The 7,205-nt window shown below is 70.6% G+C and carries 5 protein-coding genes and 1 pseudogene; 1 reads left to right on the top strand and 5 read right to left on the bottom strand.

The features are described from left to right. Positions 1-71: 71 nt before the first annotated feature. From pdeM to OCL97_RS22265, 5 genes are all read right to left on the bottom strand, one after another. Positions 72-803 (bottom strand): ligase-associated DNA damage response endonuclease PdeM, encoded by a 732-nt coding sequence (gene pdeM / locus OCL97_RS22285; RefSeq protein ID WP_304700734.1) that lies wholly within the window; start codon positions 801-803, stop codon positions 72-74. After that, entirely contained in the window at positions 800-3,274 is a 2,475-nt protein-coding gene (locus tag OCL97_RS22280; RefSeq protein WP_377371884.1) for a ligase-associated DNA damage response DEXH box helicase, read from the bottom strand. The genes pdeM and OCL97_RS22280 overlap by 4 nt, the downstream gene beginning before the upstream one ends. Before the next feature lie 52 nt (positions 3,275-3,326). Further along, positions 3,327-4,094 (bottom strand): DUF3313 family protein, encoded by a 768-nt coding sequence (locus OCL97_RS22275; protein WP_377371883.1) that lies wholly within the window; start codon positions 4,092-4,094, stop codon positions 3,327-3,329. A gap of 96 nt (positions 4,095-4,190) precedes the next feature. Next, positions 4,191-5,123 carry a phytanoyl-CoA dioxygenase family protein gene (locus OCL97_RS22270; RefSeq protein ID WP_377371882.1) on the bottom strand — a complete coding sequence of 311 codons (933 nt, stop codon included), beginning with the start codon at positions 5,121-5,123 and terminating at the stop codon, positions 4,191-4,193. Beyond that, a complete protein-coding gene (locus tag OCL97_RS22265) occupies positions 5,120-5,395 on the bottom strand; it encodes a hypothetical protein (RefSeq protein ID WP_310538908.1) in 276 nt (91 codons plus the stop codon). Before OCL97_RS22265 ends, OCL97_RS22270 begins: the two co-directional genes overlap by 4 nt. Before the next feature lie 166 nt (positions 5,396-5,561). Between OCL97_RS22265 and OCL97_RS22260 the strand changes: the two are divergent. After that, positions 5,562-7,205, top strand: a pseudogene (locus OCL97_RS22260) (ATP-dependent DNA helicase); the annotation flags it as partial.

The following is a 7,205-nucleotide window of genomic DNA, read 5'->3' as shown; positions in this document are numbered from 1 at the left end:
TCTTCCAACCCCACGAGTGCGCCAACTACCTGCACAACTCCGGATACGGTTCCGTCTAATCGAGTCCCGCTCTAGTCGCCGACCACCGAGCGCCAGCCCACCGCGTGCACACGGCCAGTCCCCAGGGCGCCGCAAAGCGGGTCACGGGCGAACAGCCCCGAGAACGCCGGGTCCCGAATGCTCAGCCCCCCGGCATAGGCCCCGAAGGCGGGCGCCACGAGGCGCTCGCCGTCGGTCACGAAGCAGCGCCGCCGCACCGTGCCTCGCGAGGCCGTCACCTTGGCGCAGGGATGCAGATGTCCCGCCACCTCGCCCGGCTGCGGGCCCGCCTGGGGCTCGTGCCGAAGCTTCAGGCCCGCCACGGTCAGTTCGTCGGCCACTTCGCCGGGCAGGGCCTGGGGCCCGTCAGCGTCGTGGTTGCCGATCACCCAGATCAGGCGGGTGAGGCCGGCCAGGGTCCGAAGCTGCTCGGCGTCGTCGGCCGCCAGCCGTTCCTCCGAGGCGCGGTCATGGAAGGTGTCCCCCAGCAGCACCACGGCGGCCGGACGGGTCGCGACGATCTCGGCAGTCAGGCGCCTCAGGGTGTCGCGGGTGTCGTAGGGCGGCAGCATCTGGCCGCGCGCGGCATAGGCGCTGCCCTTCTCCAGGTGCAGGTCGGCCACCACCAGCATCTGGTCGGCCTCGATCCACAGCGCCCCGCTGGCGCGGAAGGTCACCGCCGCGCCCGACAGCGTCGTGCGCAGGCCCCCGCAGGGGCTGGGCGCCCAGGCATAGACGTGGCGGGGTTGGGCGAGCGCGCTCATGCGATGGCCTCGGCGATCAGGTCGCTCTCGGCCTCGGCCAGGATCAGCTCGCCGGCGGCGCCCGGGGTCCGCTCCTTGCCGATCTCCAGCAGGATGGAGACCGAGAAGGGCGACAGGTGGTCCAGCGCCGCATGGCGGATCTTGCCCTGGATGCGCGCCAGCAACTGCCCCAGCCGCGCCACGTCGATCAGGCCGGTGGCCGCGTCCTCGCGGGCGCAGCGCAGCAACAGGTGGTCGGGCTGGTGGCGCCGCAGCACGTCGTAGATGAGGTCGGTGGAGAAGGTCACTTGCCGTCCGGACTTCTGCTGCTCGCCTGGGAATCGCCGCTCGATAAGGCCTGAGATGATCGCACAGCCCTTGAAGGCGCGCTTCATCATGAAGCTCTCCGACAACCAGGATTCCAGGTCGTCCCCCAGCATGTCCTGGGCGAACAGTTCGTCGAAATCGAGTCCGTCCAGCGGGTTCAGCGCCCAGACCGCCACCGCATAGTCGTTGCAGACAAACCCCAGGGGCGCGGCGCCCATCCGCTCCAGCCGCCGGGTCAGCAGCATGGCGAGCGTCGTGTGGGCCAGCCGGCCCTCGAAGGGGTAGCAGACGATGAAGTTGCGCTTGCCCCGCGGGAAGGTCTCCAGCAGCAGCTCCTCCTCCTTCACGATCAGCGAGCGGTCCTTCTGGATCTCCAGCCACTCGCGGACGTCGTTGGGCAGCACCTTCCAGTGGGTCTCATCGAACATCAGCTCGCGCACCCGCTTGGCCAGGAAGGTCGACAGGGCGAACTTCGAACCGCCCCAGGAGGGCATCTTCGGGTCCTTGCCCATGGCCGGCCGCACCAGGACATCGAGCCCCGTCACCGCCGCCAGGGACCAGACCTGGCCCGCGAAGATGAAGGTGTCGCCGGGCTCCAGCATCTCCACATAGCCCTCCTCCACCTCGCCGATCTTGCGCCCGCCGGTCAGGCGCTTGCCCATGGCGATGCGCACCGCCAGCACTGCGGGCGAGAGGATGGCGCCGACATTCATCCGGTGGCGCTGGGCGGTCGCCTGGTCGCGCACCCGCCACCGGCCGTCCTGGCCCTTCACGATCCGGCGGAAGCGATCGTAGGTCTTCAGGGCGTAGCCGCCGGTGGAGACGAAATCGACCACGGCCTCGAAATCCTCCCAGGCCAGGTCGCGATAGGGGCCGGCGGTGACCAGTTCGTCATAGAGCTGCAGCAGGTCGAAGGGTTCGGAACAGGCGCAGCCCATGACGTGCTGGGCCAGCACATCCAGCGCCCCGGTGCGGGCCGCGTCGCCGTCGAACCTGTTCTCGGCGATGGCCTCGCGGGCCGCCTGGCATTCCAGCATCTCGAAACGGTTGGCCGGCACGAACAGCGCCCGGCTCGGCTCGTCCAGCCGGTGGTTGGCCCGTCCGATCCGCTGCACCATGCGGCTCGCGCCCTTGGGCGAAGCGAGCTGGATCACCAGGTCCACGTCGCCCCAGTCGATGCCGAGGTCCAGGGTCGAGGTGCAGACGACGGCGCGCAGTTCGCCCCGCGCCATGGCCGCCTCCACCTTGCGCCTCTGCTCAGCGGCCAGGCTGCCGTGGTGCAGGGCGATGGGCAGATCATCGTCGTTCAGTTTCCAGAGCTCCTGAAAGGCGAACTCCGCCTGGAAGCGCGTGTTCACGAACACCAGCGCCGTGCGGGCCTGCTTGATGGCCTCATAGACCTCGGGCATGGCGTGCTGAGCGGTGTGGCCCGCCCACGGAACCCGGCCCTCGGCCAGCAGCATGTCGACGATCGGCGCCGCCCCGCCGGGCCCCCGCACCAGGTCGACCTGGTTCGCCGCTTCCGGCGGGGCGCAGCCCAGCCAGCGGCGGATCACGTCGGGATCGTCCACCGTCGCCGAGAGGCCCACCCGCCGCATCCTCGGCGCGAAGGTCTGCAGCCGCGCCAGATCGAGCGCCAGCAGGTCGCCGCGCTTGGAGGCGTGGATCGCATGGATCTCGTCGACGATGACGCAGGCCAGGTCCTCGAAATAGAGCCGGGCCCCCTCCCAGGCGCAGAACAGGGCCAGCTGTTCCGGCGTGGTCAGCAGGATATCCGGCGGCTTGATCCGCTGGCGCTGGCGGCGCGCCTGGCCAGTGTCGCCGGTGCGGCTCTCGGCGACGATAGGCAGGCCCATCTGGAGGATCGGCGCCATCAGGTTGCGCTCGACGTCGACCGCCAGCGCCTTGAGCGGCGAGATGTAAAGGGTGTGGATCCCGCGCGGCGTATTGGCGGGCGGCCGCTCGGCCAGCTCGATCAGGCTGGGCAGGAAGCCCGCCAGGGTCTTGCCGCCGCCGGTGGGCGCGATCAGCAGGGCGTCGCGCCCGGCGCGGCCCTTGGCGACCATCTCCAGCTGGTGTTCGCGCGCGCTCCATCCGCGGTCTGCAAACCAGGCCTGGAACCTCGGGGGCAGGAGGGGAGGGGCGGCGCCCGCGTCTTCGGCCATCCCTGGCCCTATAGCATGTTCCCGTTCCGTTTCACGCCCAAAGGCGCCGCGCTCAGGGCTGGGGGCTGTCGGCCTTGGCGCCGCTCATCTGCGGCACATAGAGGCCGGTGGCGAACTTGGCCGCCATGCCCTCCACCCGCACCCGCGAGCCGTACTGAGCGCAGGGGTCGGGCTTGGCGATCTTGATGGGCTTGCGGTCGGTGGCGGTCATGGCCTTGGCCGCGTCGTCGGCGAAGGGCTCGGCGAACTGCATGGCGTCGCCGATGCGGCTCAGGGACGGGTTGTCGGTCCCCACCGCCATGCCCTGGCGCGTCCAGGTGATGGCCGCCAGCTGCTTGCCGTCGGCCCCCACCATCTCGGCCTCGACCCCGAGGCCGCCAAGCGTGCCCGGCGCGCGCAGGCCGATGGGGCCGGGAATGAAGAAGCCCGCCGCCGCCGAGGCCGCTGAACTGACCCGACCCGTCGCCCGCACATGGCTGAGGATGGCGCGAACCTTGGCGTCGGCCACGCCGTCCGGAGCGGCGATCTCGTAGCGCTCCGACATCTCGAAACAGAGCTGGGCGTCGATCTCCCGCAACAGGGTGGTCCGCTCCAGCGGCGACATCCAGGCCGCGGTGTCCTCGGCCACCAGGGTCGGCGTCAGCGCCACGCTGCGCACCGCCGCCAGGGCCGCCTCGTCCTTCCGGTCGGAGACACTGGCCCGCACCGCGCCCGGCTTCACCGCCAGGCCGTCATAGGTCGACAGCATTCCCGTCGGCTTGGTGGGCGTGCTGCAGGCGGCGACCAGCCCAAGGAGCGGAAAGATCAGAAGGTTTTTCATGTGGGGGATACGAGGCGCACAGACGGGCGGACGCGCAATGCCAATCATTGCCGCAAGCCAAATGCTCCACACCCGCGCCCGTTCCTTCGGCGAGGTTCACGCGCGGGCGGGGTTTTCCAGGCGGCTCATCCAGTGATCGGCGTCGTAGCTCGCATCCCCGCTCAGGTGGCGCCACAGCTTGATGCGGTTGACGAACTCCAGCCGCCCGGTGTCCTGCTCGAACCAGGGCTCGGGCGTCATCAGGATGGATTCCACCGACTCGGGCTGGGCGCTCTTCACATAGAAGATCGGTCGGGGATTGGGCGGGGGCAGCGTCGCCATGTCCCACCGCCGTACCTGGGGCTCGCTGGGGTTCATGCGGATCTTGAACATGGTCCGCGTGCGGTCGGCGTGGTTCACGCCGCCGCCGTGCCACAGCCCGTTGTGCAGGAAGAGCAGGGTTCCGGCCTCGCAGACCATATGCTGCTGGCCGCGGATGTTCTGATAGCGCCCCAAGGCCACCTCGCTGACCTTGCGCAGGTGGGTTCCGGGGATGAAACGAGTGCCGCCCATCTCGCGGGTCACCTTGTGCGGGTAGTACATGACCTGCAGGTCGAAGCCCTTGGACGGGTCGACGGTGGAGTCCTGGTGGGTGTGCTGGGAGACGTTCTCGCCACCCCCGGCCTCGTGATAGGCCGGCGGGAAGGTGACGTGCAGGAAGTGGTGGTCGAACACCGGGTCGGGCCCTACCAGGCTCTGGATCGCCCCCTTCACCAGCGGCAGGTCCAGCAGGCGGCGGATGGCCGAGCCTTGCGGATAGGTGGCCGAGAGCGGCGCGCCTGCCGCCACCTCCGGGATTTCCGCCTGACCCAGCAGCTCTCCGAAGGCGCGCATCACCTTGCGGCCGGGCTCTGGCTCGGCGACCTCGCCGACCTCAGCCAGGAACTGGCGGTTGATCTCCTCGGGGACCACGCCGTCGAAGCGCAGGAAGCCGCGGGCCACGAAGCGGGCCATCTGCAGGGAGTTCAGCAGGACAGGTTGCTCGCTCACGGCGCCGTCTCCACCAGCTGCTCGAAGAAGAACTCGTATTTCAGATACGCCAGGTCGAACTCCTCGCCGCGCGGGTGCGGCAGGATCTGCGAGGCCTGGAACAGCCGCCAGCCGTCACGCAGGGCGTCGGCTCCGGTCCGATAGGGCGGATCGTCATTGTCGCCGGCCATCGGGCGCGTCTCGCCTGTCCCGTCATAGACCGCCCAGGCGACCACGGGAGAATCCAGGGCCGAGTTGGCCAGATAGAGAACCAGCACCTTCTGGCGCGTCATGTGTCCCTCATCCCCATGCTGACGACAGGGTTCGGCGCCGACCATGAGCCAGGCCGTGGGCTATGGGAACGTCGATTTTCGCGTGAACGAAGTCCCATTGGGGTGACGACGGGGTAAGCTGTTCGTTCCCGTTCCGTTTCGCCGGGAAATCCGCTAGTCACAACCCGTGAACGCCCTTGCCCCGAGTCTCGATCTGGCCCCCGCCCTCGTGGTCCTGCCCGGCCCCCGCGCCGCGGCGGCCGATGCGTCGCGGGCGCAGCTGATCCGGGCGCCCGAGGCCCGCGACCTCTTCGAGCACGGCCCGGTCCTGGTGGCCCATGCGGGCATGACCGCCAAGCGGCTGGGGGTGCATTCGCCCGCCCGGTCACAGGGCCTGTTCGATGCGCTGGAGCTCTTCGCCTTCGTGCGGCCGGCCCGCTTCTGCGCCCCCTCGGCGGCGGGCCTGGCCCTGGCGCTTGGCCTGCCCGAGCCCAAGGGGGCGGCCGAGCAGGCCAAGGCGCTCCGCGAGGCCTGCCACGTCCTGCTGGCCGAACTGGCCCTGACCCCCGAACCGTCGCGCGAAGAGGCGCTGGCCATTGGCGAAACCCTGGCCCGCGCCGGCTGGGCCTGGGGCGGCGCGGTGATCGGCACCCTGCGATCGGCCCCCGTGGGCAACGCCTTCCGGGGCTCGGGCATGGACGTGTGGACCCGCGTGTCGGAGTGGGAGGAACAGGCGCCGCCCGGCGAGGCCGGCTCCCGTCCCATCGCGCCCGAGGCCGCCGCCCAGCGCCTCACTGACCTTTTGCGCCAGGCGGGCCTGGACGAGGCGCGGCCCACACAGGCGCAGTTCGCCGCCGAGGCCGCCTTCGCCTTCTCCCCGCGCGAGAAGGAGGGCGAGCCGCGCATGATGCTGGCCGAGGCCGGCACCGGCGTCGGCAAGACCCTGGGCTACCTGGCGCCCGCCTCGCTGTGGGCCGAGGCCAACGGCCCCGCCGTCTGGATCTCCACCTATACCCGCGCCCTGCAGCGTCAGATCGAGCGCGAGAGCCACGCCATCTATCCCGACCCCAAGGTCCGCGCGAAAAAGGCCGTGGTCCGCAAGGGGCGCGAAAACTATCTCTGCCTGCTGAACTTCCAGGACCAGGCCAACACCGCCCAACTCGGTGGGGCCGACCTGATCGGCTTGGCCCTGACGGCGCGCTGGGTGCGCGCCACCCGCGACGGCGACATGACCGGCGGCGACTTCCCCGCCTGGCTGCCCACCCTGTTCGCTGTCCCGCCGGTGGGCCAGGCCAGCGCCGCCAACCTGGTGGACCGGCGCGGTGAATGCATCCACGCCGGCTGCGCCCATTACCGCAGCTGTTTCGTGGAAAAGGCGGTGCGGGGCTCGCGCCGCGCCGACATCGTCATCGCCAACCACGCCCTGGTTCTGACCCAGGCCGCCTTCGACGGCGCCCGGGCCGCGCGGGGCTCCAAGGCTGATGGTGAGACCACCCAGCTCAAGCGCATCGTCTTCGACGAGGGCCACCACCTGTTCGACGCCGCCGACGCGGCCTTCGCCGCCGCCCTGTCGGGGGCGGAGTCCGCCGAGCTGCGCCGCTGGATCCGGGGGCCGGAGGGCCGGGGCCGCCGGGGCCGGGGCCTTGAGGCCCGCCTCATGGAGGTGCTGGGGGATCGCGACGACGCCAAGCGCGCCCTGGTGGACGCCACCCGCGCCGCCGCCGCCCTGCCGGGCGAGGGCTGGTCGGGCCGCGTGGCCTCGCCCAATGGCGAGGTCAATCCGATGGGGCCTATCGAGCACTTCGTGGTGGCCATCATCGAGCAGCTCCGG

Origin of the sequence: Phenylobacterium ferrooxidans (assembly GCF_042714595.1) — a bacterium.
Lineage (GTDB): Bacteria > Pseudomonadota > Alphaproteobacteria > Caulobacterales > Caulobacteraceae > Phenylobacterium > Phenylobacterium ferrooxidans.
This window is presented reverse-complemented; position numbering and strand designations above follow the sequence as displayed.